Origin of the sequence: Acidisphaera rubrifaciens HS-AP3 (assembly GCF_000964365.1) — a bacterium.
In the GTDB taxonomy this organism is placed as follows: Bacteria; Pseudomonadota; Alphaproteobacteria; order Acetobacterales; family Acetobacteraceae; genus Acidisphaera; species Acidisphaera rubrifaciens.
In genome coordinates this window covers 1-1,696 of the sequence record NZ_BANB01000982.1, presented here as the reverse complement: position 1 = coordinate 1,696, position 1,696 = coordinate 1, and the positions used below count along the sequence as shown (strand labels likewise).

Genomic DNA, 1,696 nt, shown 5'->3' with positions numbered 1-1,696 from the left:
CTGCTGCGCCCGTGGATCGCCCGCCGCCTCGCCGCGCGCCCGTTGCCGGCCGGGGGCACGCGGCGGCGGGCGGCGCTGACCGTGGCGACCGGCCTCGCCCTCGGCGTGCTGGTGACGCTGTCCTCGGTGGGCGCCGGGGCGATCGGGCTGACGGTCCTGGCGCTGCTGCACCCCCGCCTGCCGATCGCGCGGCTGGTGGGGTCGGACATCGCCCACGCCGTGCCGCTGACGCTAATCGCCGGGCTCGGCCACTGGGCCATCGGCGACGTCGATCCGCGCCTGCTGGCCTCGCTGCTGTGCGGCTCGATCCCGGCGGTTCTGGCGGGCAGCGTCCTGGCGACACGGGTGCCAGAGCGCGCGCTGCGCCCGGCGCTCGCCGTCATCCTGCTGGCGACGGCCGCGCGTCTGTTCGTCTGACCGCGGCCGGCCGGGGCGCGGCCCCGGGACCGTGGCGCTTGCGGCGATCAGGTGTGGCGGCGGGCGAGCTCCAGCAGCACGCCGGCCTCCAGCTCCTTTTCCTCCAGCCGATGCTTGACGAGGTCGCCGAGGCTGATGATGCCGACCAGCCGCCCGTCCTCGATCACCGGCAGATGCCGCGACCGGCGCAGCGTCATGCGGCGCAGCGCGTCGTCGATCCGCTCCTCCGGCGTGCCGGTGATGACGGCGCGGTTCATCAGCCCGCCCACCTCCATGCCGAGCGCGGCGTCGCCGTGGGCGGCGCAGGCCAGCACCAGCTCGCGTTCGGAAAACAGCCCGGCAAGATCGCCGCGCCGGTCGAGCACCACCACCGCGCCGATCCGCTCGTCGGCGAGGATGCGCACCACGTCGGCGAGCAGCGCCTCTCCCTGCGCGGTGGTGACGTCCCCGCCCTTCCGCCGCAGCACGTCCCGTAACAGCATCGCGCGCCTCCCTTGTCTGAGCGCCCGCGGCACGAATCCGCCGCTGATCACAGACTTAGGCACTGCCGGGGGGCGGACGAAGGACGTGGCCGCTTCGTCATGCGCCGATCGTGTCAATTGCAAGCGACTGCGTCACGGTCGGCGCCGCGCGACCCACCGCGCGACGGCCTGCCCGGGCAGCTCGGCAGGTGGTGGCGTTAGCCGGAGCGCTCCCACCAGTTGACCGGGCCGGGCCGGACATCGAGGGCTGCGACCCGCCACGTGCCGGCCTGATCCTTGATCATCGTCAGGGTCGCACACACGTCCCGCCCGCCCGACAGGTCGACGCGGCCGCCCAGCAGCGCCCGGTCGCCCGTGCGCGACCACGACTCCCACTTGATGTCGTCGAACGCGGCCAGGTCATACCGCGCGGCGGTGGCTTGCAGCGTGCCGAGCGTGGTCGCCGTCCGGTAGTCCGCGGCGGCCTGCCCATAGGCCGTCGCGGGTCCCTGCGTCGCCAGGGTGCGGAAGAACGCCCGCGCCGCCGCCATCGCCCCGTTGACATACAGGAACGCGATGCCGCCCGGCGCACCCTGCGCGCCCAGCAGCACGGCAAGCCCGCTGCCGAGCATTGCCCGGCGCGTGGCACGAATAACCGATCGCTCCATCACTGCCTCCCTGCTCCGCCGGACGCGTCGCGGTCGCGCCCGCCTACCGACATGGTGACGGCGGCTGGCGGCGACAGGCGGCCGGGCTTTATCCACGCCATCACAAGCGCGGGGCCGGGCGGCGGCTTGCTCCGGCGCGCAGCCGCCGCC

General features: G+C 74.6%; 3 protein-coding genes. 1 reads left to right on the top strand and 2 read right to left on the bottom strand.

Going from position 1 to position 1,696, the window contains the following annotated elements; translation table 11 throughout:
• On the top strand, positions 1-417 hold a 417-nt coding region (locus B8460_RS19530; protein WP_048863299.1), incomplete at its 5' end, for a sulfite exporter TauE/SafE family protein.
• Between the two features lie 47 nt (positions 418-464).
• Here B8460_RS19530 and B8460_RS19525 read toward each other — a convergent pair.
• The gene (locus B8460_RS19525; protein ID WP_048863298.1) at positions 465-899 is read right to left on the bottom strand and encodes a CBS domain-containing protein; all 435 of its coding nucleotides are present in this window, start codon (positions 897-899) and stop codon (positions 465-467) included.
• Between the two features lie 197 nt (positions 900-1,096).
• Positions 1,097-1,546, bottom strand: a complete 450-nt coding sequence (locus tag B8460_RS19520; protein ID WP_148360730.1) for a hypothetical protein — start codon at positions 1,544-1,546, stop codon at positions 1,097-1,099.
• Positions 1,547-1,696 lie beyond the last annotated feature (150 nt).